Source organism: Williamsia sp. z71, from assembly GCF_059553375.1.
Genome location: NZ_JCANWX010000001.1, coordinates 258,834 through 283,639 on the forward strand (window position 1 = coordinate 258,834; position 24,806 = coordinate 283,639).

At 65.0% G+C, this 24,806-nt stretch carries 23 protein-coding genes; 5 read left to right on the plus strand and 18 right to left on the minus strand.

Annotated features, from left to right (window positions below):
- Positions 1–6: 6 nt before the first annotated feature.
- The 9 genes from AC51GR_RS01090 to AC51GR_RS01130 all read right to left on the minus strand — a co-directional run bounded on the left by AC51GR_RS01090 (position 7) and on the right by AC51GR_RS01130 (position 11,823).
- Positions 7–543 (minus strand): nuclear transport factor 2 family protein, encoded by a 537-nt coding sequence (locus tag AC51GR_RS01090; protein ID WP_496322783.1) that lies wholly within the window; start codon positions 541–543, stop codon positions 7–9.
- Positions 544–545: 2 nt separating this feature from the next.
- Positions 546–1,982, minus strand: coding sequence for an aldehyde dehydrogenase family protein (locus AC51GR_RS01095; protein WP_496322784.1), 1,437 nt, complete (start codon positions 1,980–1,982; stop codon positions 546–548).
- Positions 1,983–2,033: 51 nt separating this feature from the next.
- Positions 2,034–3,740: a thiamine pyrophosphate-binding protein gene (locus AC51GR_RS01100; protein ID WP_496323335.1), complete on the minus strand. Its 1,707-nt coding sequence runs from the start codon at positions 3,738–3,740 to the stop codon at positions 2,034–2,036.
- Positions 3,730–4,659, minus strand: a complete 930-nt coding sequence (locus AC51GR_RS01105) for an SDR family NAD(P)-dependent oxidoreductase (RefSeq protein ID WP_496322785.1) — start codon at positions 4,657–4,659, stop codon at positions 3,730–3,732. Before AC51GR_RS01105 ends, AC51GR_RS01100 begins: the two co-directional genes overlap by 11 nt.
- Complete coding sequence (locus AC51GR_RS01110) at positions 4,656–6,491, minus strand: flavin-containing monooxygenase (RefSeq protein ID WP_496322786.1); 1,836 nt, start codon at positions 6,489–6,491, stop codon at positions 4,656–4,658. The genes AC51GR_RS01105 and AC51GR_RS01110 overlap by 4 nt, the downstream gene beginning before the upstream one ends.
- Positions 6,492–6,545: 54 nt before the next feature.
- The gene (locus AC51GR_RS01115) at positions 6,546–7,931 is read right to left on the minus strand and encodes an aromatic ring-hydroxylating oxygenase subunit alpha (RefSeq protein WP_496322787.1); all 1,386 of its coding nucleotides are present in this window, start codon (positions 7,929–7,931) and stop codon (positions 6,546–6,548) included.
- 59 nt (positions 7,932–7,990) lie between these two features.
- Positions 7,991–8,854 (minus strand): SDR family NAD(P)-dependent oxidoreductase, encoded by an 864-nt coding sequence (locus AC51GR_RS01120; protein WP_496322788.1) that lies wholly within the window; start codon positions 8,852–8,854, stop codon positions 7,991–7,993.
- A gap of 8 nt (positions 8,855–8,862) precedes the next feature.
- On the minus strand, positions 8,863–10,455 hold the full coding sequence (locus AC51GR_RS01125) for an SMP-30/gluconolactonase/LRE family protein (RefSeq protein WP_496322789.1): 1,593 nt from the start codon (positions 10,453–10,455) through the stop codon (positions 8,863–8,865).
- 240 nt (positions 10,456–10,695) lie between these two features.
- A complete protein-coding gene (locus tag AC51GR_RS01130; RefSeq protein ID WP_496322790.1) occupies positions 10,696–11,823 on the minus strand; it encodes an NDMA-dependent alcohol dehydrogenase in 1,128 nt (375 codons plus the stop codon).
- Positions 11,824–11,972: 149 nt separating this feature from the next.
- On the opposite strand from AC51GR_RS01130, the gene AC51GR_RS01135 reads away from it, so the two are divergent.
- Together AC51GR_RS01135 and AC51GR_RS01140 are read left to right on the plus strand one after the other, a co-directional pair.
- Complete coding sequence (locus tag AC51GR_RS01135; protein WP_496322791.1) at positions 11,973–12,971, plus strand: hypothetical protein; 999 nt, start codon at positions 11,973–11,975, stop codon at positions 12,969–12,971.
- Between the two features lie 79 nt (positions 12,972–13,050).
- A complete protein-coding gene (locus AC51GR_RS01140) occupies positions 13,051–15,504 on the plus strand; it encodes a transglycosylase domain-containing protein (RefSeq protein WP_496322792.1) in 2,454 nt (817 codons plus the stop codon).
- Positions 15,505–15,513: 9 nt separating this feature from the next.
- On the opposite strand, the gene AC51GR_RS01145 is transcribed toward AC51GR_RS01140, so the two are convergent.
- From AC51GR_RS01145 to AC51GR_RS01155, 3 genes are all read right to left on the minus strand, one after another.
- Positions 15,514–15,690 (minus strand): hypothetical protein, encoded by a 177-nt coding sequence (locus tag AC51GR_RS01145; protein WP_496322793.1) that lies wholly within the window; start codon positions 15,688–15,690, stop codon positions 15,514–15,516.
- A gap of 10 nt (positions 15,691–15,700) precedes the next feature.
- Entirely contained in the window at positions 15,701–15,862 is a 162-nt protein-coding gene (locus AC51GR_RS01150) for a hypothetical protein (protein WP_496322794.1), read from the minus strand.
- Positions 15,863–15,946: 84 nt separating this feature from the next.
- On the minus strand, positions 15,947–17,368 hold the full coding sequence (locus AC51GR_RS01155) for an MFS transporter (RefSeq protein WP_496322795.1): 1,422 nt from the start codon (positions 17,366–17,368) through the stop codon (positions 15,947–15,949).
- A gap of 125 nt (positions 17,369–17,493) precedes the next feature.
- Between AC51GR_RS01155 and AC51GR_RS01160 the strand changes: the two genes are divergently transcribed.
- Entirely contained in the window at positions 17,494–18,609 is a 1,116-nt protein-coding gene (locus tag AC51GR_RS01160; RefSeq protein WP_496322796.1) for an alpha/beta hydrolase, read from the plus strand.
- Between the two features lie 88 nt (positions 18,610–18,697).
- On the opposite strand, the gene AC51GR_RS01165 is transcribed toward AC51GR_RS01160, so the two are convergent.
- Positions 18,698–19,102 carry a YchJ family protein gene (locus tag AC51GR_RS01165; protein WP_496322797.1) on the minus strand — a complete coding sequence of 135 codons (405 nt, stop codon included), beginning with the start codon at positions 19,100–19,102 and terminating at the stop codon, positions 18,698–18,700.
- 141 nt (positions 19,103–19,243) lie between these two features.
- Between AC51GR_RS01165 and AC51GR_RS01170 the strand changes: the two genes are divergently transcribed.
- Positions 19,244–19,861, plus strand: a complete 618-nt coding sequence (locus tag AC51GR_RS01170; RefSeq protein WP_496322798.1) for a hypothetical protein — start codon at positions 19,244–19,246, stop codon at positions 19,859–19,861.
- Here the strand turns inward: AC51GR_RS01170 and AC51GR_RS01175 are convergent.
- The 4 genes from AC51GR_RS01175 to AC51GR_RS01190 form a co-directional block, all read right to left on the minus strand.
- Positions 19,800–20,648, minus strand: coding sequence for an MBL fold metallo-hydrolase (locus AC51GR_RS01175; protein WP_496322799.1), 849 nt, complete (start codon positions 20,646–20,648; stop codon positions 19,800–19,802). The two genes, AC51GR_RS01170 and AC51GR_RS01175, sit on opposite strands and share 62 nt — an antisense overlap.
- A 63-nt stretch (positions 20,649–20,711) precedes the next feature.
- The gene (locus AC51GR_RS01180; RefSeq protein ID WP_496322800.1) at positions 20,712–21,905 is read right to left on the minus strand and encodes a hemerythrin domain-containing protein; all 1,194 of its coding nucleotides are present in this window, start codon (positions 21,903–21,905) and stop codon (positions 20,712–20,714) included.
- 30 nt (positions 21,906–21,935) lie between these two features.
- On the minus strand, positions 21,936–22,595 hold the full coding sequence (locus AC51GR_RS01185; RefSeq protein ID WP_496322801.1) for a TetR/AcrR family transcriptional regulator: 660 nt from the start codon (positions 22,593–22,595) through the stop codon (positions 21,936–21,938).
- Between the two features lie 38 nt (positions 22,596–22,633).
- Positions 22,634–23,707 carry an MsnO8 family LLM class oxidoreductase gene (locus AC51GR_RS01190; protein ID WP_496322802.1) on the minus strand — a complete coding sequence of 358 codons (1,074 nt, stop codon included), beginning with the start codon at positions 23,705–23,707 and terminating at the stop codon, positions 22,634–22,636.
- 134 nt (positions 23,708–23,841) lie between these two features.
- Here AC51GR_RS01190 and AC51GR_RS01195 point away from each other — a divergent pair, with 134 nt between their 5' ends.
- Complete coding sequence (locus AC51GR_RS01195) at positions 23,842–24,207, plus strand: hypothetical protein (protein ID WP_496322803.1); 366 nt, start codon at positions 23,842–23,844, stop codon at positions 24,205–24,207.
- 16 nt (positions 24,208–24,223) lie between these two features.
- On the opposite strand, the gene AC51GR_RS01200 is transcribed toward AC51GR_RS01195, so the two are convergent.
- Positions 24,224–24,778 (minus strand): hypothetical protein, encoded by a 555-nt coding sequence (locus AC51GR_RS01200; RefSeq protein WP_496322804.1) that lies wholly within the window; start codon positions 24,776–24,778, stop codon positions 24,224–24,226.
- Positions 24,779–24,806: the final 28 nt, after the last annotated feature.

A 24,806-nucleotide genomic window follows, 5' to 3' on the forward strand; every position in this document is an offset into this window, starting at 1 on the left:
ACTCCCTCAGAGCCGGTCGGCTGCAGCGAAGAAGTGCTCGCTGGGATCGCCGACCGATTTGGCGGTGTAGTGGTCACCGGAGAAGGGTGCACCCATCAGGCCCTGCGACCAGTCGGCCGACACCCCGTCGTTGCGGACCCAGTCATAGAGCATCGTGCGGTGGGCGATACGCCATTGCCCGTCCCGCTTCTCCATCCGATCGAGGTACCGGCCACCGATCGTGGCGTCGCTCTCCTCGGTGCCCATGTTGACCCGGTGATATGCCGAGGCGTGGGTTTCACACAGCGCCACATCGCCGTTCAACTCGGTCAGTGTCTGTCCGAGGGTGTGCTGGGTGACCGTGATCGCGGCCGATCCGGGCACCACCCACGCCAGGTATTCGTCGAAAGAGCCGGCGAAGATCCCGAAGTCGGTGGTGGCGTCCGGCCAGTAGGAGGCAGTGATCAGTTCCGCGTCTCGCCGGTCCTCGCCACGGGCGACCCGGGCCAGGCAGGTGCGAATCGCATGGTGGTCGAGCAATGCCTCCAGATCGTTGGCGCTCATCGCTATTCGCCGTCACCTTCCGGTGCATAGCCCAGGATGCCCTTGATCTCCAGATAATCGTGGAATCCGAACTCGCCCCACTCGCGTCCGTTGCCGCTCTTCTTGTATCCGCCGAACGGAGCGCAGAAATCGAAGGCGGCGTTGATCGCCACCGATCCGGTCCGAATCCTGCGGGCCACTGCGCGCGCGGCGTCGAGATCGGTGCCTGCGACAAATCCGGCCAGGCCGTATTCGGTGTCGTTGGCGATCTCGATGGCGTGGTCGATACTGTCATAGCCCAGGATCGTCAGCACCGGGCCGAAGATCTCCTCACGGGCAATGGTCATGTCGTTCTTGACATCTGCGAAGACGGTGGGCTGGACGAAGTAGCCCTTGGTGATCCCCTCCGGCAGGCCGGGACCACCGGCGACCAGGGTGGCACCTTCATCGATGCCCTGCTGGATCAGTTCCTGGATCTTGTCGAACTGTGACTTCGCGACCACCGGGCCGATGGTGAAATCACCGTTCGGATCGCCCACGGTGACCGTGGCGGCCGCGGCCTTGGCGATGCCGATCGCCTCTTCCATCCGCTCGTTGGGGACCAGCATGCGCGCGGGCGCGCTGCAGGTCTGTCCCGAGTTCAGCATCATGGTGACCACGCCGGCGCTGACGTTGTCGGCGAATGCCTCGTCGTCGAGGATGACGTTGGGGCCCTTGCCGCCGAGTTCCTGGGTGACCCGCTTGACGCCGGCCGCAGCATTTTTCGCGATCTCGATTCCGGCCCGGGTGGATCCGGTGAACGAGATCATGTCGACGTCGGGATGGCTCGACAGCGGAACACCCACACCCGGTCCGTCGCCCTGCACAAGGTTGAAGACACCGGCGGGGACACCGGCGGCCTCGAGGATCTCGGCAAAGATCTGACCGTCGAACGGTGAACGCTCCGACGGTTTGAGGACCACGGTGCAACCGGTGGCCAGAGCGGGGAACACCTTGACCGCGATCTGGTTGAGCGGCCAGTTCCACGGCGTGATCAGCCCGCAGACACCGATCGGTTCCTTCACGATCAGCGCATTGCCCTGCAGCTCCTCGAAGGTGAAGCCCTTGAGGACCTCGATGGCGGTGCTCAGGTGTCCGGCACCCAGATTCACCTGGAATCCGCCTGCCAGTGCCTTGGGTGCACCCATCTCTTCGGTCAGGGCAGCACCGATGTCGGGCATGCGCTTCTGGTACTCGACCGCGATGTTCTCCAGCACCGCGACCCGTTCGGCGACGGAGGTCGCCGACCACGAGGGGAAAGCCTTACGGGCAGCGGCAACCGCCCGGTCGACGTCACCGGCGCTGCCGGCGGCCACCGTGCCCGCGACCTCTTCGGTGGCCGGATTGATGACGTCGAAGGTGCCCGACTGTGCCGGCTCCACCCACTGGCCATCGATGTAGAACTTCAGATACTCACGCATGATTTCCCCAATTCATCGATATTGCCCGATACCTCTGTTGCGCTGCATGACTCACTGCTGACCTTCGGCGTACCAGGTCCGGAACTCGTCGTAGCTGGGCATCTCTTCCGAGTTGGCCTTCGGGTCGACGGCCACGTGGATGACGGCGGTCTTACCGCTGGCGTATGCCCGCTTGATGGCGGGGGCGATGTCTTCGTCCTTCTCGACATACTCGCCATAGCAGCCGAAGCCCTCGGCGATCTTGTCGAAGCGGGTATCGGTGCTCCAGTGGACGCCGGTCTCTCGAGATCCGTGTCCGAAGGTGCGCTTGTAGACACCCACTTCCAGGCCCCACGCGTAGTCGACGGCCACGACACAGACCAACGGAAGCTTCAGTCGCGCTGCGGTTTCGAGTTCTGCGATATGGAACTGGAACGAGGAGTCGCCGGTGATGAGCATCATCGGACGTTTGCCACCGGCGGCGACGCCGGCGCCGACGGCGTAGGGGAGTCCGGTACCGAGGTGGCCGAAGTTCTGGTTCCACATGACGTCATGTGGTTTGGCCTGCGAGTAGGTCCAGCCGAAGATGGTGGTGGCGCCACCGTCGCGGACCATGATCCCGTCCGCGGGGAAGTCCTTGGTGGCCTCGACGATCAGACGTGCCGGATGCACCGGTGTCTGGCCCGATGGTGCCGTCTCGGCCAGCTCCGCGAGTTGTGCGGCATCATCTTTGATCCACTGTGCGAGCTCGGGAGTCGCCTTGCGGGGTGAATCCTTGAGTGCCTCGACGAGTTGGGGAACCACCGCGCGAAGGTCGCCGACCAGCGGGACGTCGATCGGCCGGTTCACGCCGATGGCCGACGGATCCTGCTCGATGAGGATCCAGCTGCGGTTGGCCTCATTCGGAACCCAGTGACGCCCGCGCCCGAAGTGAACCGGCTCGCCGAGTTCGGTGCCGACCGCCAGGCAGAGGTCGGATTTCACGACGGCGTCGACCGCGGACTTGGAGAAGCCGTACGGGAACGTGCGGTCTTCGAGGCCCTCGATGAACGAGGTGCCGCCGGAGGTCTGGATGACCGGGCAGGCCATCAGATCGGCGAGTTCCTTGACCGCCGCGCCCGCGCGCGAGGTGTGAACGCCGTGTCCGACAAGCAGAACGGGCTGCTTGGCGGCGCCGATGAGTTCTTTGGCCTTGTCGATCCAGTTCTGGCCCGCGGTCTGACCCACGAGGCGGTACTTGGACGGGGGAAGGATCGGCCGGTCCTCGACCTCTTCGAGGATCACATTCTGCGGGTATTCGATGTACACCGGTCCCGGTACGCCCGACAGTGCCTTGCGCAGACCTTCACGAATGATCTCGTCGGTCTGGTCGGCATATTCGATGCTCGCGTTGTATTTGACCGAGTTCTCGACCAGAGCGGTTTGCTGGACGAACTGGATGCGTCCGCGCCGCACTCGCTGTTCGGTGATCCGGGCCCGCTGGCCGCCGAGGAAGATGACCGGTGAGTTCTCGACCTTGGCGCACATGATGGCGCCGGCGAGGTTGGCCAGACCCGGGCCCAGGGTGCCGATGCACACGGCGGCCTTGCCGGTCATCCGGGAGACGGCTTCTGCCATGAACCCGGCAGACTCTTCGTGGTGCGGGGCGACAACATTCCAGCCACGTTCTTCGGCGAGGTGGAACAGGTGGACGAAGTTCGGATCCGGGATACCGAAAAGCGTGTTGATTCCCTCTGCCTCGAAGAGGTCGAGAATTCGTTCGTAGACCTTAACTGACACGTGCACTGCCCTCCATGGCTGTCGTGAAGCTTTTCGTGATGTGCTCGATGTGTCCCGACGGGACCACCGGCAGAATCCAGGGGTCGCTGGTGTCGCGGATGGTGGCGATCTGTTCGCCGACCTCCTCGATCGTCCAAGCCGGTTGGTAGACACCCGGGGTCTCGGCGATGAACGCCCGCGCGATGCGACCGGCGATCCCGATCAGCATCTCGCCGGTGATCGAACACGATTCGTGCGCAAGCCATCCCACCGCGGGTGCGGTCAATTCCGGGCCCATCGGCGGGTACGCCGACGTGTCCAGGCCATCGGCGAGCCGGGTCAGGGCGGCGGGAAGGATGACGTTCGAGATCACGCCGTGCTCGTGGCCTTCGACCGCCGCGACGTTCGAGAGTCCGATGATCCCGGCTTTGGCGGACCCGTAGTTGGCGACATTCTTGTTGCCGTAGATCCCGCCGATCGACGAGGTCAGGACCAGACGTCCGTACCCGGCCTCGACCATCAGTGGAAATGCCGGTCGCACAACGTGGAACGCACCCCGCAGATGCACATCGAGGACGGCGTCGAAATCCTCGTACGACATCTCCGTCAACGGTGCGTAGCGGTTGTTGCCTGCGTTGTGGATGAGGATGTCGATCTTGCCGTAGGTGTCGATGGCCGTGTCGATGATGGCCTGGCCACCCTCGGCGGTGGCCACCGAGTCGGTGTTGGCGACGGCTTCACCGCCGGCGGCGTTGATCTCGGCGACCACGTTCTTTGCCGGGCCGCTGTCGACGTCCTCACCGCTGATCGCGCTACCCGGGTCGTTCACCACCACTTTCGCGCCCTTGGAGGCCAGGAGCAGCGCGTACTCCCGGCCCAGGCCGCGACCGGCGCCGGTGATGACGGCGACCCGGTCGTCGAACCGTAGTTCGGTGCTCATTTGTCCAGCACCAGACCTTCCAACTCGCCGGTGCTGCGCCACCCCTCCAGCAGTTCGGTGAGCTCGTAGAAGCCACCCCAGAAGGGATCACCGAGGAACGAGCGCCCGTTGGGTTCGCCCTCGCTGTTGTAGTAGCCGGGGGTGCATTCGCTGGTGAATGTGCTGTTGTCCACCGAGTACTGGCGGACCGTCTGCACCCAGCCGTCTTCGGCTTCGGGAGTTGGCTCCACATACGTGGCGCCACGGTCCTGCGCTTCCTTGATGATGTACGCGATGTGATCGGCCTGCTGTTCGAACATCAGCGTCGTGGCCGCGGTCACGCCACCCTGGATGAATCCGGTGGCGAAATGGTTGGGGAATCCGTTGGCCATGATGCCGTGCAGGGTGCGGAATCCCTTGCCCCAGTGGTCATACAACGACGTGCCGTTCTTGCCGGCGAACGGCGCGATGTCGTACTGCCGGTCGAGCGCGGTGGTGATCTCGAAGCCGCTGGCGAACACGATGCAGTCGAACTCGTGCTCGACGCCGCCGACCATGATGCCCTTCTCCGTGATGCGCTCGACACCCCTGGTCTCGGAGACGTCGATGAGCGTGACGTTGTCGCGGTTGAAGGTCGGCAGATAGTCGTCGTTGAAGACCGGACGCTTGCACATGTTGCGGTAGTACGGCTTCAGGGTCTCCGCGGTGACGGGATCTTCGACGATGGACTCGATGCGCTGGCGCAACCGCTCCATCGACCGGTAGTCCTCGTCCTCCTTGAGTTCCATGAACCGTGCCGGATCGGCCAATTCGGCCCAGCCCGAATAGTTTTCGGTCGCGTTCAGCTTCGCGGCCAGGTTGCGGGCCACCTCGGTCCAGCCGTCACAGATGAGGTCGGGTTCGCCGGGGTTGTAGAACGCGAAAGCCGCGTTGTGGAAGTTGCGCTGACGTGCGGCGCGCCAACCGGGTTCCAGGCTCGCGACCCATTCGGGATCGGTGGGGTAGTTGGCCCGCTCGAAGATGTACGACGGTGTCCGCTGGAAGACGGTCAGATGCTTCGCACCCTGCGCCAGATGGGGAATCGCCTGGATGCCACTGGAGCCGGTGCCGATGATGGCGATCTTCTTGTCGCCGATTTTGTCCAGTCCGCCATGGAGATCGCCGCCGGTGTAGTCGAAATCCCAGCGGGCGGTGTGGAATGTGTGGCCCTTGAAGTCCTTGATGCCGGGGATACCCGGGAGTTTCGGACGGTTGTAGGGCCCCTGGCACATGATCACGAAACGGGCGCGGATCTCATCGCCACGGTTGGTCTTGATCTGCCAGCGGTTGATCTCGTCGTCCCACTGAAGCGACTGGATCAACGTGTGGAAGATCGCGTGATCGTAGAGGTTGAACTGCTTGCCGATCCGCTGCGCGTGTTCGAAGCACTCATCGCCCTTGGAGAACTTCTCCTTCGGCATGTAGCCGGTCTCTTCGAGAAGCGGCAGGTAGCAGTAGGCGTCGGAGTCGATCTGGATGCCCGGGTACCGGTTCCAATACCAGACACCGCCGAAGTCTCCACCGAGCTCGATGATCTTGAAGTTGGTGACGCCGGACTGCTGCAGCCGGTGCGCGGTGATGAGTCCGGACAGACCGCCACCGAGAATCACCACCTCGATGTCGTCGGTGATCGGTTCACGGGGGATGACCGGCATGTGCGGATCGCCCTCGTAGAAGTCCGAGAACTCGCCCTCTGCCTCCAGATACTGCTGCTGACCTTCCGGCCGCAGGCGCTTGTCGCGTTCGAGGAGGTACTTTTCCCGTAGCGCCGCTTTGTCGACTTCCGGGGTCTGCGTAGGTGCGCAGTTCTGCATGGTGATTCCTAAGCTCGATGTTCGGGGGCTCGTGGTGGTTTGGGGTGGGAAGGGTCAGGCCAGATCGGTGGGCGCGCCGGTGCCCAGGTATTTGGCGAGGTTGTGGTGCAGGTTGACGATGCTGCGCTCGCGATACGGGTTGGGCTTGGGCCCGGAGAAGCCCCGCGACTTGACGCCCTTCTGCATCGCAGCCATGTTGACGAAGTCCTGGGGGAGAACAGTGCGCCAGCCCGGATCGTCCGGCGGTGCGTACTCCCACTCCGTCTGCGGCTCTTCACCTTCCGGGAACAACTCGAAGACGGCGGCCTCGAAGTAGCATTTGTCGGGGTCGTCGCCGTAGGGCCGGGCGCTGTAGCAGAGCATGTTGTTGAGGGCGTGCCCGATCTGGAAGTTGGGGAAGATCTGCCAGGCGGTACCGCTCTGGGAGACGGTCGCCGGATCGACGGTCGGCCAGATCACGCCGCGATCGGCATCGTCTTTGCGGGCCGAGGCGAGCCAGTGTGCGAGTACCTCACCCGGCGGGGTGCCCTCGGGCAACTCGTCGATCAGCCGCTGAGCGGCATCGACGAGTGTGCGGGTGGTGTTGGTGTTGGCGTTCTCCCAGGTGAAGTTCTGCAGGTCGATCGTCGAGATGCGTGCGTCGGGACCGTCGGCCACCCGCAGCTTGGCCTGATTGTCTTCCATGCCCTTGGGGGCGTCGTACCCGATGTTGCTGTGTTTACCCTGTGCGCGTGACCATCCCAGGAATGTGCCGTAGGCCCGGAACTCGGGGTGGGTGTAGGGGACGTGGTAGGTCTCCATGAATGCTTCGAGTGCGATCTTCCAGTTGCAGTCGAACACAAGCCATTTGCGCCACCGGTATCGCATGTTCTGAAGCTGGAACGGGTCGAGCAGGCTTGCCGCCGGTTCCAGGTAATCCCGCAACGGTTCACAGTCCGGATCCATGTTGATCCAGATCCAACCGCCCCAGGTGTCCACCTGGATGTTCTTGAGCCGGGCCTTTTCATCGGTCAGTCCGGTCGGCCAGTCAGAACGCTCTGCGGCCCAGGTGTTCTGGCCCTCGAGATCGTAGGTCCACCCGTGGAAGCCACACACGAAGGTCCGGCAATTGCCTTTGGCCTCGTGCTTGCCGTCCGGGGTGTCGACGAGCCGACGGCCCCGATGCGAGCAGACGTTGTGATACGCGTTGATCTTGTCCGCGCTGGAACGGGCGATGATGAACGAGTCATCCATGATCTCGTAGGTCAGGAAGTCGCCGACGTTGGGAATCTCTTCGACTCGGCCGACCTGCTGCCACACCTTGTTCCACAGCTTGTCTTGCTCGGCGCGCAGATAGTCCTTCGAGGTATACGCCTCCACACCGATCTCCAGCGGGGTGACCGGGGGTTCGTCGTCGGTGGTGGTGACGATTCTCTGGATATTGTCGACTGTGTCGGTCATGACATCTCCTGAAATTTATTGTCGTGCTTGCTTACTCGGCGATTGGTCTGCGGCTCGTATCAGTGCGTCATGGCGGCGCGGAACGTTTCGTCCTTGAGGAAGAGGGAGGTGTGATCGGCGCCCATGTGTGTCCACTTGAGGTTCAAGCCACCGTCGACGAGCAGTGTCTGCCCGGTGATGTAGCTGGAGAGATCGGACAGCAGGAACAGGATGGCGCCGGCCTGTTCCTCCGGACGGGCTCGGCGGCCCATGGCGATCGCGCGGCGGTCCCGCTCGGGGTCTTTGTCGACATACATCTCGGAGGCGGGCGTGGCGGTCACGCCCGGAGCGATGGTGTTCACCCGGATGTTGTCGGTGGCCAGCTCGACGGCCATGGTCCGGGTGGCCGCCACCAGAGCCGCCTTGGCTGTGCCGTACGCGATATGGAAAGGCGCGGTGTTCATTCCGCTGATCGACGAGATCGACACGATCGAGCCGGGTAGTTCCTGCGCCTTGAGTTCGGCGGCGACCGCCTGGCTCATGAAGAACATGGTCTCGAGGTTCGCGGTGAACAGGGCCCGCCAGTCGGCGCGCGTCACCCGGGTGGCCGGCATCCAGGTGGCCGGAGCGGCGCCACCGGCGACGTTGACCAATCCGTAGAGGCGGCCCTCGGTGCGGCGCGCGACGTCCATGACGGTGGCGATGCCCTCGTCGGTGGCGGCGTCGGCGGCGACCGGGATGACGGAGAGGCCCTCCCCGACAAGGGGATCGATGTGGGTCTTGAGGTTGTCCTTCGATCGGCTCATCGCGATGACCGTCGCGCCGGCCCGGGCGATCATGCTGGTCACCGAGGTGCCGATACCACCTCCGGCGGCACCTGAAACGATGACGATCCGGCCGGTCAGATCGGTGAAACCATTGCTGTCGGTTGGGGAGTTGACCATGACTGTGATCAGGCCCCCTTGCGTAGTGCCAGGACGCTGCCCTCGGCGTCACCGGAGATGTAGATGGTGCCGTCGTGGCCGGCGGCGATGCCGGTGAACGGTCCCTGCGGTCCGGAGAACGGCACGAGGCCGAGCAGTGGCTTCGGGGTGACCCCGGGAGGAGCGCCGACCGGGAGGTTGTTCGCGATCCTCTGGCGACTCTTGGTCTCGAGGTCGAAGGTGACGAGGGTCTTGGCCCCGACGTCGACGATGTACAGCGTCTGTCCCGAAACCAGGAGGCCATGGGGGCACTCGAGTCCGTCGACGACCGTGTCGGTGCCCGAACCGGTCACCGCAACGACCTGTCCCGCACCGGATTCGGAGACCAGCAGGGTTCCCGAGGCGGTGAAGGCGACGCCGGTCGGATGGTCGAGCCCACTGGCCAGGACCTCCGAGGTGCCGGATCCGACGGAGTGCACCTCGCCGGCACCGAAGTCGGCGACGGCGATGGCGCCGGTACCCGAGACGGCCACACCGTAGGTCTGGTCGAGACCGGTCACCAGGACCTCGCTCTCGGCGGTGGCGGCGTCGTACCGGGAGACGTCGCCGTTGCCGGCAACGATGAACTGGTCTTTGCCGATCGCCGTCATACCGCGGATGTAACCGGGGTAGCCGGGGCTGAAAAGCATGCCCAGCGTGCGCAATTCGCCATCGGCCTCGAGGGCGAGGAGGAATGTTCCATCGGCGACGTACAGGGTGCCGTCCGGGCCCACGGTCAGATCGAGCGGCCAGGTCAGGCCGTCGTCGAGTGCGGTGCGGGTCTGGCCTTCGCCGAGGATCTCGGTGATCTGACCGGTGAAGCCGGACACGAAGAGCCGATCGCCGACGAAGGTGAGGTTGTCGAGCCCGGGGCCGATGTCGGCGTACACCTTCTTGTCCCCGCTGCGGGGGTCGATCCGCAGGACCTGACCGGAGCCGACCTGGGTGGTGATGATGAATCCGGCGGAGTCGAACTTGACCGCGGTGGGGCCACCGAGATCGGCGGCGACGCGCTGCGGTTCTCCGCCGTCGGGGCTGATCCGGTAGATCTCGTTGCTGGCGACCAGCGGGTAGTAGAGCATCCCGTCGGGGCCGACCTCCATGGCGTTGGGCATCGGGAGGTTGTCGGCGAGCACCTTGGGGGCACCGCCCGCGGGGTTGATCTCCATCAGCCGGCCGCCGATGCGGCACTCGTTGACGAACAATCTCTCCTGGTGGATGGTGATGCCGTTGGCGCCGGGCAGGTCGTCGCGCAGCAGCCGGGTACTGCCATCGGGGCTCCGGACGCTCACGCGGCCGTCGTAGTACTCGGTGATGTACATGTCGCCGCTCGCGTCGAACGCCATGTCGTCCGGCGCCACGATGTCGCTGCCCTGGGCGCTGATGGTCTCGAGGTCGCCGGTGTCGACGTCGAGTGCGCTGATCGTGCTCCCGGCCACCTGTGCGATGTAGACGCGTCCGTCGGGGCCGGATCGGATCCCGTTGGCTCCGAACAGCCGGCTCGGCTCGGTCACTCGGCTCAGATTCCATCCCTCGGCGAGATCGAATGAGCTTTGGCTTGTGTAGCGGGCCGCCTGTACCAAGGTGGGCCTCCTGTCGTGAGGAATGACGCCGGGGCTTACAAATACGCAAAGTGAGGTCGTGACGCAGACCACATTTCTGGAGGTAGTGTAAGCGTGAATGCGTCAGCTTTACAAGTATTGCTATCCTTATGAGGATAGGGGTAAGTTGGGTCACTCAGGGGGTCCTGGCGGCGCAAATGCACACACCCACCGCATGTGGCGGTGGGTGCTGTCGCTGTGCGAGCTGTCCTGCGGGTTGCGTCAGTGGTCGTCTTCTCCGTAGATGACCACGCCTCGCAGATTCTTCCCGTCGGCCATGTCCTGGTAGCCCTGGTTGATGTCTTCGAGCCGGTAGGTGGTGGTGACGAGCTCGTCCAGCTTGAGGGCGCCCGAGCGGTAGAGGTTCAGCAAATTGGGGATCTGCGTCCGGGGTCCGACGCCACCGAAGATCGCTCCCTGTACCCGCTTCTGCAACAAGGTGAGCTCGAAGAGATTCAGGTCGGTGGCGATCTGGTCGTACGGACCCATCGCGGTGACGATCACCTGGCCGCCCTTGCCGGTCAGCGACAGTGCCTGCTGGATGTACTCGCCCTTGATCTCGCCCATCGTGAGGATGACGGTGTTCGCCATCGTGCCCCAGGTGAGATCGGCGAGCTGGGGCATCGCCTCCTCCATCGACGAGAAGGAGTGGGTGGCGCCGAAGTCGAGGGCGGTCTTCTGCTTGCTCTCGACCGGATCGATCGCGACCACGTGACGGGCTCCCGCGTAGGCGGCGCCCTGGACCGAATTGATGCCGACGCCGCCGATCCCGGCGACCACGACGGTGTCGCCGGGCCGGGTGTTGCCGATCTCGGTGGCCGAACCCCAGCCCGTCGAGACGCCGCACCCCAGGAGTGCGGCGGTCTTCAGGGGGATGTCTTTCTCGATCTTCACCACGGATGCCTGGTGCACGGTGACATAGGGGGCGAAAGTGCCCAGCAGGCACATCTGGACCACGGGCGCACCGTCTTTGGTGACTCGGAACGTGCCATCGGAAATCGCCTGACCGGTCAGCAGGCTGGCGCCCTTGTCGCAAAGATTCTGTAGGCCGCGGGCGCACGAGGGGCAGGTCCCGCAGGCGGGGATGAAGGCGAGCACCACGTGGTCGCCTTCTTCGAGGTCCACCACACCGGGACCCACCTTGGTGACCACGCCGGCGCCCTCATGCCCACCGAGGATCGGGAAGGTCGGGATGGGGAGGGAGCCGGTGACGATGTGGGCGTCCGAGTGACACAGTCCTGAGGCCGCCAGTCGGATCTGGACCTCACCGGCGACGGGGTCGCCCAATTCGATCTCGTCGATCTTCCAATCGGTATTGGGTTCAGTCAGGATCGCGGCTTTCGTTTTCATGGTGGTTCCTTCTGCTCGCACCGTAATGTGATTTGCATCACTTTAGTGAGGCGGCGTGGACGGCGTGCGGGTTTGGGCTCGGTGTGCGAACGTTGAACAGCACTTTCCGCACGTCGAGCTTGGTTGACGGGAGAACTGAGGGAGGGGCGATGCGCGGACTTCCGATAGCTGTTCTTGGGTACGGGCCGGTCGCGCGCGCCTACATCAATCAGATCGGCGCCCACCGCGACGAGGTTCGCAAGCGGCACGACGTCGACCTGAGTGTGGTGGCGGTGCGCACGCGCCGATCGCAGGTGGTGTGCGACGACGACGCGGTCCCGCCCCAGTCGGAGTGGGCAGAGCTCACCGATCTGGCCGATTTCCTCGGTGAAGTCGAGGCAAAGGTGGTGGTGCAGGCAGTGCCGTCCACCGATCTGCAGGCATCGCAGGCGGTGTCGGACGCCATGATGGCGATCCGGTGTGGCGCGCATCTGGTGACCGCGACGACGTCGACGCCACTTTACGGGTGGAAGCAGCTCGAGCAGCTGGCAATCGATTTCGGCTGTGCGGTAAGGATTTCCGGCGCGGTCGGGGCGATGCTGCCGGCAGCGGACCTCGCGCGGTCCCTCGGACAGGGGATCTCGGTGACCTCGGTGAGCGGATGCCTGAGCGCCACCGCCACGTACATTCTCGACCAGCTGAGTGAGGGGGTCACGCTCGACGTGGCGACCGCCACCGCCCGGCAGACCGGAGTGATGAACAGCGATGCCGGCGGAGAGCTCTCGGGAGAAGATGTGGCGACCCAGCTCCGGATCCTGACCGGACTGCTGTGGGCGCGCGATCCCGCCGACGCCGAAGTGCTCCTCGAACCGATCACCTCGGAGATCGAGCGTTCTGTGTACCGGGCCGGCCGGCGCGGGCTGCGGCTGCGCCAGGTCGCGGTAGCCGATCACGACATCCCCGATCTCGTCACGGTGTCGTTGCGGGTGGTTCCCGCCGACTCGCAACTGGGTCTGCTCCGGTGGCCGGACAAGGCAGCCATCTTCGACTGCGGCGACTTCGGATCGATCACGATGTTCGGTGGTGACAGCAGTCCAGCCGGCGTCGCCCAATCGATGATCAAGGACACTCTGTCCCTGGTTCACGACGCCACACCGGGCCTGCGTTAGCCGCTTCTCCGGGTGAGCGCGGACCGCGGATTCACCTCTCGGAGTTTCCGTGACCCGAATTGTCCGTAATGTATCGATCGTGTCGAAATCTAGGTCGTTGTGGAGCTTGGTGGGCTGTTGTGTACTTGCGGGCGTTCTGGTCGCAGGTCTGTTGTTCCCGATAGCCGGTGGTCTGGGGCTCACGGCCGGGCGCGCTGCCGGCACCCTCGAGAACGTCGAGTCCGAATTGGTCGGTGGTCAGGTCCCCGAGGTGACCACCATGACCGACGCCAACGGCACGCCGATCGCCTACCTCTACGATCAGCGCCGCTTCCAGGTCGGCTACAACGACATCTCACCCGAGATGGTGCGCGCCATCATCTCGGTCGAAGACCGGCGATTCCTCGAGCACGACGGTGTCGACTGGAAGGGGACCATCCGCGCGTTCGTCACCAACCAGGCGTCCGGCGAGGTCCAGCAGGGTGCATCGACCCTCGACCAGCAGTATGTGAAGAACTACCAGCTGCTGGTCCTGGCCCGCACCGATGCCGAACGTCGCGCCGCAACGGAGACGACCGCCGCCCGTAAACTCCGGGAGATCCGGATGGCGCAGTCACTCGAGTCGAGTCTGACCGAGCAGGCCATGCGCGAGAAGAACCTCGACGCCGAGGCGGCCAAACAAGAGGCCAAGAAAGCGATCGTCACCCGCTATCTGAACCTGGTCCCGTTCGGTAACGGTGCCTACGGGATCCAGTCCGCCGCGGACACCTACTTCGGCAAGTCGGCCAAGGACCTCACCGTTCCGGAATCGGCGATGCTCGCCGGCATGGTCCAGTCGAGTTCGGCGCTTGATCCGTACACCAACCCCGAAGGTGTTCTCGAGCGCCGCAACATCGTGCTCGACACGCTGATTGCCAACTTCCCGGCCCGGGCCGACGAGTACCAGGCCGCGAAAGACCTTCCGCTCGGGGTGCTCCCGGCTCCGCGCACGATCGACCAGGGTTGCATCGCAGCCGGCGACGCCGGATTCTTCTGTGACTACGCTCTACAGTTCCTCGCCGACAACGGCATCAGTCGGGATGAGATCTCGCGCAGTGGATATCTCATCCGCACGACGCTCGATCCCGAGGTTCAGAAGGCAACGCACGATTCGGTCCGTACGTACGCATCGCCGGATCTCGAAGGCGTTGCCAACGTGATGAACGTGATCCGCCCGGGCACCGAGTCCCACGACGTGTTGGCCATGTCTTCGAGCCGCGACTACGGCCTGGACCGGGAGGCCGGACAGACCGTTCAGCCGCAGCCCTATTCGATGGTCGGCAATGGCGCCGGGTCGGTGTTCAAGGTCTTCACCGTCGCCGCCGCGATGGAACGCGGACTGGGTGCGGGCTCGTCCTTGCAGGTCCCGAAGACCGTGCAGGCAAAGGGCATGGGCAGCAGCGGTGGCGTCAACGGCTGCCCCGCGAATACCTATTGCGTGTCGAACGACGGAAACTACCCGGCGAAGATGACGGTCACCCAGGCGCTGGCCCAGTCTCCGAATACTGCATTCGTGAAACTGCTGCAGGACGTCGGAGTCGAGCCAACCGTCGACATGGCTGTCCGGTTGGGCCTGCGCTCGTACACCGATCCCGGCTCGTCGGGTTACGGCGACCAGAGCCTGGCCGACTACGTCAAAGAGAACAACCTGGGTTCGTTCACTCTCGGGCCCACGGCCGTCAACACCCTGGAGTTGTCCAACGTTGCCGCCACGCTGGCGTCCGGCGGCGTCTGGTGCCCGCCGAATCCGATCGCGTCGATCACCCAGCCCAAGCGCGATGCCAATGGCAACCAGATCCTCGACGCCGAGGGCAAGCCCGCGGTCCAGGAGGTCCCGTTCGAGCGTCCGGGGTGTGAGCGGGTGGTCGAGGAAGGGCTGGCCAACACCCTGGCCAACGCCATGAGTGAGGACGACCGTGGTTCCGGTACCGCGGCAGGCGCCGCGGGGTCGGTCGGTTGGAGCCTTCCGATGGCAGGCAAGACCGGCACCACCGAGGCCAACCGGTCATCGGCCTTCCTGGGTTTCACCAACAACCTGGCCGGTGCCACCTACGTCTACAACGATTCGCCCGTGATCTCCGACCTCTGCTCGAGCCCGTTGCGGCAGTGTGGTTACGGAAACCTCTACGGCGGTAACGAACCGGCCCGCACCTGGTTCTCGGCGATGCTGCCGGTCGAGAGCAAGTTCGGCAACACCGCGCTTCCGCCGAAGGACCCCAAGTACGTGGCCGGCGTCGGCGGTAAGCGGGTTCCGTCCGTGGTCGGGATGTCTGTCGACCTGGCGACCTCCACGCTCGAGGGCGAAGGTTTCAAGGTGACCACCGAGAACGTGGCCAGCGGGCAGCGGGCCGGAACGGTGGTGTCCGCGAACCCGGACGAGTCGGCGATCCCGGGCAGCACGATCGCACTGTCGGTCAGCACCGGCCGCGCGGAATCGACCAGTCGTCGCCCGATCGCGCCGACAACGATCACCGTCCCGGGAGTCGGGCCGATCGAGATACCGTTGCCGCGCTGAGCCTGATCGTCAGCTGAGTCGGATCAGCGAGCCGTCCGGGTGCGAGACGAAGTCGCGGCCGATCGCGTAGTTCCCGAAGTGCGCGGGATGTGATGCGGCAGTGCCCGCGACGACGGCCGTGTTTTCGTGGGGTCTCGCGGCCAGCGTGAGACCTCTGCGGAGCGCGTTCGATGCGGTGGGGTGCATGCGGAGATGCTCAGTCCTCGTCGTACTTGTCAGCGGCCTGGTTGCGTTCCTTGGCCAATTCCAGTGCGTGGCGTGCGGCGTCCTCGGTGGGGTAGGGCCCCATCCGATCGAAGCCCCGCGGCATTTTTTCTTTGACCTCGCCTGTGGAGAGGTTGTAATACCAATCGCTCATGTTCGTGGCCTCCTTGCTCCGGCAGTCCACCATTCGTACCCCGGTGTCGGTCCGAACCCCAAGAAGGCTCGCGGAATGCAGGGGTCAGCTGTGGCTCGGCCGGCTGTGTACGAACAGCGCGGCAGGTACCGCCACGATTGCGAATACGATCGCGGCAACCACCGCGCAGACGTGAAAGGCGGATTCGAAGGCTTCGGCGGGCGGTCGTGTCCGCAGGGCGTCGGCCAGCTGCGCCGTCAGGATCGATCCGAGCACGCTGGTTCCGAGGACGCCGCCGAGTTGGCGGAACATGTTGACCGTGCCGCTGGCCATTCCGGCCCGGGTGGGGGCGACGCTGTTCATCGCGGCGGCGGTGGCGGGGGCGATGAGTGAGCCGAATCCGATACCGAGGACCACCAGCGCGATGGTGAGGTCGGTCCAGCCGTCATTCGCATGTACCCGCAACAGCAGCAGTGCCCCGACGGAGGTGATCAACAATCCGCCGGTGAGCATCACCTTGAAACCCAGGCGGGGCAACAATCGTGGCGCGATTCCGCTGACCACCACATATGTCGCCATGAGTGCCAGGAGGTGGAGCCCGGTGGTCCAGGCGCTCAGCGCGCCCACACGTTCGAGGAAGAGAACCGAGATGAGGGAGAGTCCGGTGAACCCGAACAGAACTGTCGCGCTCACCACCATGACGGTGGAGAACGATGGCGAACGGAAGAGCTTCAGGTCGAGCATCGGCGCGTCGACGGCACGCTCGTAGGTGATGAACAGGGCGAGGGCGCAGGCGAACACAACAATCGCGATGATTGCGCGCATCGAGCCGAATCCGTTGTGTGATCCGTCGATGACCCAGAACGTCAGGGAGGCGATGGCGGCGGTGGCGGTGACGAGTCCGGGCAGGTCGAGGCGTGCGCCGGCCACTTTGCTCTGCGGTACCACGAACGGTGCGACGAGGGTCACCACCAGAGCGGCGATGGAGTTCACCAAAAACACTGTGTTCCAGGAGAACTCACCCAGCACCGCGCCGGCCGAGAGCGGCCCGATGGCCAGTCCGAGTCCGGAACAAGCGGCCCAGATGCTGATGGCCTCGGTGCGTTCCTTGGGCTGGGTGAAGCTGGCGCTGATGATGGACAGGCTGTTGGGGAGGACCAGCGCCGCACCAACGCCGGTGATGGCCTGGGCGGCCAGCACCCATCCACTCGAATGCGCCAGGAACGAACACAGGCTGCCTGCCGACATGATCGCCGAACCCGTCACGAACGCCGTCCGGCGACCGATGACGTCACCGAGGGTGCCCGCGGACAGCACCAGGCTGGCCACCACGAGCGCAAAGATGCTCGGGATCCAGACCATCGTGGCGCTGCCGGCCTGCAGATCCTCCTCGATCGCGGGAACGGACGAGATGGTTGCGGTGATGTTGAGGAACGTCAGCATCATCCCGAAACAGACTGCGGCGAGCGCGTACCAGCGGGCGTTTTCTGCGCGGGTGGGTGCCTGGACGGGCTGACCGATGACCATGGGTCGAGCCTAGGTCCTGGCTATTGGTTGCACAAGCCAGGGGTTCGGCGCTTGCGACGGGTTCGGGGTCTGCGGCATCGGCGAGAGAATCCCGATCGTTATCACCGGCCCATAGGATGGTCGGCATGGTGATGGCTGATCGTCCCGGTGTGAAGACAGCGTCCACGCCGGTGACTGCGCTGGCCGTGTTGGGTCTGGCGGAGAGCATGCTGAACGGGCTGGCCAAGGTGCCTTTCCGGCGGCCTTGGGAGGGGCCGGGCGGATTGCTCGACAACCTCGGCCAATCGGTCACCCGGCAGGCCATCCGCTCATTCATGGGTTATTCGATGGGCCTGCCCATCGAGGAATTCCGGTCGTTGGAGAAGGTCCTCGACGACATCTGCCGTGTCGTGATGCCCCCGTTCGTCGAATTCGCGGACTCCGTGGAGATCACCCGCGACACCATCGGTGGGGTCGAGGGCATCTGGTGCCGGGCGCAGGCGAGCTCCGATTCCTACGTCGACGAATCCGCCGCCAAACAGGAGATCGGCGCCACCATCCTCTACCTCCATGGTGGTGGATACATCGGCACCTCACCGATCATGTATTCCGCATTCGCCTCATCGCTGGTCCGGATCACCGGCGCCGAGGTCTTCATCGTCGATTACCGAATGGCACCGGAGTTCCCGTTCCCGGCCGGCGTGGAGGATGCCGCGGACGTCTACCAGGGACTCCTCGCCCGTGGTGTCGAGGCGGAGCACCTCGTCGTCGCCGGCGATTCCGGCGGCGGTGGTCTGGCGACATCTCTGATCACGCATCTACACGGGCATGACCTGCCTGCTCCGGCCGCGCTCGCATTGTTTTCTCCTGAGGTCGACCTCCTGTTCGAGCACCCGTCGATCATCGAGAATGCACAACTGGACATCCTGCCCTGGAACCTGCCTTCCGCGCCGTACCTGCAAGGCGTCTCGCCGGACGACGAGCGGGTCTCCGCGGTGTACGCCAACGCCGATCCGGCGTGGTTTCCGCCGACATTCGTGTGTTGGGGTGGCGATGAGATGTTCCGTGATGGGATCCGGGAGTTTGTCGCGAACCTCGAGGCTGCCGGCGTCCCGGTGCGCGCCATGGAAGAACGCGGGATGTTCCACGTCTTCCCGATTCTCATGCCGTGGGCCGAATCGTCGCGGCGGGTGTTCCGGGCGCTGTACGAACTCTCCCGCCGCTTCGTCACACCCGACCCGGACGCAGAACAGACGCACTGATCGTGCTGCGGACCAGATCGTCCCGATCTGAGGTGCTCGAGGGAAATACGCCCTCCGCGGGCGTTCAGGGGGCCGAAGTTGCCGGGGTCTAGTCGGCGCCGACGCCGTCGACGTACACCCAATTCCCATCGAGCCGCTCGAATCGGCTGTGCTCGTGCAGGGTTCCGGCGCCGTCGCCCTTGATCCGGTAATACGCGGTGAAGGTGACCTCGCCGGTGGTATCGAAAAGCGAACCCTTGCTTGTGGATTCGATGTCGAGGCGATACCAGCGCATCGACTCGTCGAGGTCCAGGGACTGGGGCCGGGTCCGCGGGTGCCAGCTGTGCAACAGATGATCGCGGTCACCGGTCGTGAAGGCGGAGAAGCGGGAACGCATCAGCGCTTCGGCGGTGGGGGCCGGACGGTCACCGGCCACGATGGGGCCGCAGCAGTCCTCCCACGTGAAACCACTGGTGCAAGGACAGCGTCGCGAGCCGGCAGGTGAAGGAGTCACGGCCCCCAGCGTAGGGGGCGCAGTTCTTCCACCGGTCGCGCCTCCCATGAGGGTCGTCCCCCAAACAAACGACACCGGCTAACGCGAGCCGACCGAGGAGCTACAACCCGGGTAGGTCGGGCGTACACACCTGGAGCAGCCATGAGAAAACGCAGTATCGGTTCGGTCATCGTCGGAATCGGATTGTTCGCGGGGGTGTTGACCGCGTGCGGCGACGACGCCTCCTCGGCCGGTTCGGACAGCACGTCGTCGGCAACCCGCACGTCGGAACGGACGACTTCGGTGTCGCGTCCCCCGGCCGTATCGTCCTCGTCCACAACCGTTCCCGATCCGGTTGATGAGGTCGAAGGTCCCCAGGGGCCCGGCAACCCGGTGACCGACGGCAACCGGCCTCCCGTACCCGCCACGACCCACACGTCGACGCCACCCGGCGATGACGGACCGCATGACCTGCTCGGCAACATCGCTCTCTGGACGACCGCTGATGGCAATCCGCTCAACGGTACGGCGTTTGTCGTCGATTCCTGCGGCGACGGCGCGGATGTCGGGGCCGTCGACATGTCCGGACAGGCGAACATCGATGTACCGGTGAGCATCGGCTGCTGGGTGGTCGGCCTGACCCGGACACCGGTGGGTTACGCGCTGGCGGACGGACCGTCGCAGAAGACCGTCTACCTCGATGAGCGGACCAACGAGGTCATCCTGAACTTCCGATTCGTTGCGACGGAGCAGGCCGCGCCGCTGGAACAGGAGAGCTGATGACGTCGCCGTCGGCGCCGGGCCGCGCTCCCACGGTGATGAGTTGGGACGCAACGTGTTCGATCGACCGATGGTGATGGCTCAGGTGCACCCCGACGACGTGCGTCAGGTCGTGGACGGCCTCGCAGGAGCGCAGGGTGCTGATCGTCTTCACCGCGTCGTCGAGTGCGTGATGGCCGGGGGAGTGCGGTGTGGCGCCGAACGTGGCGTCGAGGAACACCGCGTCGTAGCGCGCCCCGGCGACCTCGGAGAACCACTCGTCCGGGAGCGGACCGGTATCGGTGGCCCACAGCAGCCTCGAACCGTCCGGACCCGTGACGTCGTAGAGCACGGAATCACCGTCCCGGTAGACGTGGTGGTTCGCGGCCAGGACGCGGATGTCATAGCCGGAGAGCCTGATTCGATCACCCGCGGTGACCGGACGCAGGGTGACCGGATCGTTCGGTCCGATCCAATCCCTGGCCCGGTCGAGCAGGTCGCCGGGGCCCACCAGGTCGATCGGCCCGGCGTCGGTGATCCATGATCGGAACAACAACGCCTGCGGTCCGAAATGATCCGGGTGATCGTGCGTGATCAGGATGGTGCGGACGTCGGCAAGCGTGCGGCCGAGTCGGCTTGCGGCGGCCGGCGCCTCCGGTCCGCAGTCGATCAGCAGTGCGTTGTCGACCAGGGCCGCCGTCTGCCCGCGTATGTCGCCGCGACGCAAAGCCGAGGTACAGGAATCGCACCGGCAAAACGGATTCGGCCATCCGTCGGCGGCACCGGATCCGAGCAGGACGGTTTCCATCAGCTGAGGTTCTCACCGGGTCCGACCATAGGAGGAACCCTACCGATACCGCAGGTTCGGGTGTCAGCGGTTGCGGGCGGCTGCGTGCATCTCGGTGCCGACGGTTTGTTCCCGCAGGGCTTCGAGGTTCTGCAGCATGTGTGGCCGCATATCGGTGTGGTGAGGAAAGAGCCGGGAGTAGAGCCAGATCAACGGGCGCGCGGGCAGGATGGTGATGCGGTAAGAGTGCGTGACCAGTGTCCCGTGCTCCTGCGGGGTGAACGTGTACGACCAGATGGTCGAGTCGTGCCGGGTCCGGTCGATGCGCTCGGGGATCGTGCGGAACGCGAACTCGACACCTCGATCGGCGGTGACGACTTCGCAGACCCGGGACCAGCGGGCGTACCGGAACCTGTTGTGTCCGCGGAACCGGGCACCCACCGCGCCCGGCTTTGAGCCGGGAAGCCATTCACTCGAGCGGCATTCGGGACTGCGGTCCCCGATCGTGGTGATGTCGGAGACGGTGTCGTACAGTACATTCGGCGCGGCGTCGATGTGCAGACTCACTGATCCATCTGTCCGAAACCCGCGTTCGGAGCGCTGCAGTCGCGGCGTGACGTCGACAGTGGTTCCCCACCGGGCAGTGCAGGCGCGGCGGTAAGGACGAGCGAACCCCTGGAGCACGATGAAGCGCACCACTGGGGGTACCAGGTTGACGACGAGGTCGTACCGTTCCTGATCGAGGCTGTCGATGAGCCAGTGCCCCTCGATCCCCAGCTCGCGCTTGCTCTTTGGCGCGATGTTCGTCGTCTGATCCCATTCGTCGAATTCGGCGCGGGTGATGGAGTGCGAGACGATCGGCATCATCTCGTCCTCCTCGCGACGCAGGTGTGGGAGCAGTTCGCTCTCGAGCTCGTCGACGGCGGACGCCAGCTCCGGTCGTGCCGATTCGGTTGTTCGGTAGTGTTCGGCGGCCGCGGCGACGCGATCGATCGCCGGAGAGACCCGGCTGTGGTCGGCCTCCATCTGATCGAGCAGTGCGCCGGCATCAGGGTTGCGCTGCCGTATCAAGGGCCAAAGAGTGTCCTCGGCCGTGTGATGGCGGTGCAGGAACCCGGTCATCCAGAACAGATGGTCTGCAAGCGCAACCCGTTGGTCGGCGGGTGGCGGATGCGGCTGTTCCAGAACGGTTTTCGCTCGGTTGATGTCACGCCGCAGCGCGGCATGCACGATGGCGTTGATCCGGGTGTCGGCCGGTCCGTTCGGATCGGTTTTCATGGCTTGGGCCTTTCGGCGGTGCCCGACGTCTCACCTCGGGCGGGTCAACAATTCTTCGATGCGGTCGGTGAGCCAGTTCTCGTATTGTTCGCGGCTCCAGCCGGAGTCGCGCACGAGCAGGTCGTAGACCGCGATGCTCGTGAGCATCCAGACCTCGTCGATTTCGGTGGCGTGAAGTGGGCGGCGCGCGATCAACTGTCCACCGGCGATGGTTTGCTCTCGCCGGTTTCGGTCGATGGTGGCCAGGAGCTCGGCGAGGCCGTTTTCCGCGGCCGCGCCCTGACGTAATGCGGCGTCGAGCCGGTACGTGCGTTCGTTGATGGCGCCCATCAACTCGGCCGCCGCCCGAGCCCGGGTTCGGAGCGTGTCTCCGGTGCCGAGGGCGGCATATTCGGGTCGGTCAGCCAAAGGCACGGGTTCGTCGTCGCCGGCAACCGCCACGTCCACAACCAGTTTCAGGACCGCGGCCTTGGAACCGATCGTCGAGTAGATGGTTTCGACGGATACGTCGGCGGTGCGAGCGATGAGCGGCATGCTCGTCCCCACCCAGCCGTTGTCGGCGAACAACTGTTGGGCGGCCTGCAGTACCACGGTCCGGGTTTGAGCCGCCTGCATACGTCGCCGTGGGGATCGGTAGGTACGCGTTGGTGCCGTACCTGCTGCCTCGGCGTCTTCCTTGGCCGTTGACACCCCTCCAAGCTACAGCGGGTCTGTTTTCAATACAAGGACTATGTAGCGAATAGTTCGGACGCCGACTCATCCTCGGTTCGTCGCGGTGACAGGCCGAACGCGCGCGCGACGCGCGCGTGGGAACGGTGGCGGTCGGCGGGGTCGGCGATGAGGTCCTGGAGCATCAGTTCATCCGCGCCGCTCTCCTCGATCATTTGTTCCAGTGTCGCGCGCACGTCCTCGGGGCCGCCCGCCACAAACCGGGGCCATCGACCGTCCACGATGGTTGTGGGTTCGTTCTTCTCGGCGTCGGTCATCTCCCGGGCGGCTTCGTCGGCGGACGGAATGGTCACCGATCCCGCCGAGCGTCCGGCGCGGCTCAGGCGCGCATAGAAACCCTTCGCGGAGTTCGCGAGGTGTTCGCCGTCGGCTTTTGTCTCGCCCACGGTGACGTTGACCGCCAGGATTGCGCGCGGAGAGTCGAGTCCGAAACCCTGGGCCCGAAACTCTTTGCGGTAGTGGCGCAGCGCGGAGGCTGCGTCGGTCGGGCGGATGAATCCGGCGAACGTGTAGCCGATACCGAGTCCGGCCGCCAGGTTCGAGCCGTTCGGACTCGATCCGAGCAGCCACGTCTGCGGGATCTCGGGCACGGACGGCATGAGCCGATGGCCGGCGAACGGATGCTCGTCGGGGAAGGCCTCATACAGCCACGACAGGGTTTCGAGTACCTGCTGGTGGTGGTCGACGTGCGATCGGTGCTCCCGGTTCGATTGCAGGGCCAGATCCAGGACCGGGCCCGCGGTGGCGCGGCCCATGCCCAGGTCGATGCGGCCGGGGGCCATCGCCTCGAGTTGTTTGAACATCTCGGCGACTTTGAACGGGCTGTAGTGATTCATCAGCACGGCACCGGAACCGAGGCGGATCGCGGAGGTCTGCATCGCCGCGGCCGCGATCAACAGTTCGGGGTGATGGGAGGCGCCCGACCGGCTCAGGTGGTGCTCGGCGAACCAGATGCGGTGGAACCCTGCGCTCTCGGCCCGACGGGCGGTCTCCAGGGAATCGGCCAACGCCTGCTTCTCCGTGGTTCCGGGGGCGACGGTCCCCAGGTCGACGATGGACAGCTTCACGGACACTTCTCCTCCTGCGTCGGCAGAACACCGATCCCCACACTATGCCCGGAATGCTCGTCAGGGCGCACCCGCCGCGTCGTGTAGGACCGAAGAGATTCTGGCCGAACCTGATTCGTGAACGCGTACCGTCGGACGGCATGGGCAGGCTGCGATTCGACGGTGAGATCTTCGGGATCGGCACCTCCGGCGGCACCCGCATCGTCGTCGGACATTGGCCTTCCTCGCACCTGGGGGATTTCGCGGACGCGATGGTCGAATTCCCGGACGGTGAACGGCTGTTGATCGCGCCGAGTGAGGAGGTTCGTGAATTCGTCTCGGCCACCTACAACTTCGACCGCACGATCGTCGCCGACATATCCTTCGCCTCCGACGGCTCGCGGGTCGTGGTGAGCGCAGGTGATCTGACGGTGTCCTTCGAAGTCGGTTCGCCGACGTTGCTGGGTCGCCTGCTCTCGCTCCTACCCGCTGGTGGGGACAGGCGCGGGCAGACGGACGGACAGTGATGCCGTCGGGCGCGGGTTACCCGTTCACGACGGGTGCATTGAGCCACGTTGCCACGGCCGGCGCATAGAGGAGAGCGCTGCTGATCACCGCCAAACCGGCCACCACCAGAGGTAGTACGGAAATCACCCCACCGACCACCTCGTGGGTGGGCTCGGATACCAGCCAGAACTGAATCCCGACGGCCACCGTGAGTGCGGCGTCGACGGCCAGCGTCGTGCGCCCGGAGTTGAGGCGGTTACGGACCCTTCGGATGCCCACGACCGCGACCGCCGCGATCAACACCGCCACGGCGGCGTTGCCGATCAGGATGAAGTCCACCGTCTGGGCGATGTCGTCGGGGTCGATCGCAGGGTGATCTGCGACGAAGGCCTCGGTCAGTGTCCGGCGTACTTCGACGTGGTTGAAGGCTGTGCCGATGACGGCGATCATCAATGCCGCCGCTGTGATCAGCCAAGCGATCACGGCGGCGTCGAGGAGGTCCGGTCGATCATCGGGGACAGGTGGCCCCGCGACCAGGATCTCGGGTCGGGCCCGGCGTGGGTCCGGCCATGGTGATCCCGGTTCGTCCATAGCGCGATCGTACGTCGGACCACCCGTG